At 61.0% G+C, this 551-nt stretch carries 1 protein-coding gene; it reads right to left on the bottom strand.

Annotated elements, in window-relative coordinates; genetic code table 11:
* The coding region (locus tag N7650_RS27895) for an immunoglobulin-like domain-containing protein (RefSeq protein ID WP_279900911.1) at positions 1-551 on the bottom strand (551 nt) is incomplete at both ends.

Genomic DNA, 551 nt, shown 5'->3' with positions numbered 1-551 from the left:
TCGCCGCCTTCCTGGACGGTGCCTGTGGCCGACAAGGTCAGGCCGGTAGTGTCGAGGCGCGCCGGATCGTCTGTCACGACAGTAGTTGGCGTGCCGGCGGTTTCCAATTTCTCGTAGTTGCCGCCAGTGACCCCGGTGATGCTGTTGGTCAGCGGCGTGTTGGTGTTCAGGACGTTATTCGGGGCGATGAAGTCCACCGAACCGCTCGAAGAATTGACCGGAATGGTGATCGACTGGCCGTTCGCCAAAGAGATGACCAGAGGCGTACCAGTGACAGGCGCGGTAACCGAGGCGGTGTAGGTGACGACACCGCCTTCCACTGCACTCGAAGTCGCGGTCAGGGTGACGGTCGACGTATCGATCGAATCCGTAACGGCAGTGACGGCAGCTGTCGGGCTGACTTCCAGATGCTCGAAGTCACCACCAGTAGTCCCGGTGACAGTCACGCTGACGCTGCCGCCATCTACATAGACGGTGTTGGCTGGTGCCGGGAAGGTCACGCTGCCTTCCGACAGACCTTTGCCGATGGTGATCACCTCGCCATTGCTCAG

This window comes from Pseudomonas sp. GD04058, assembly GCF_029836855.1.
Classification (GTDB): domain Bacteria; phylum Pseudomonadota; class Gammaproteobacteria; order Pseudomonadales; family Pseudomonadaceae; genus Aquipseudomonas; species Aquipseudomonas bharatica.
Note: the sequence above shows the minus strand (reverse complement) of the source record. Positions and strands in the feature narration are given on the sequence as shown.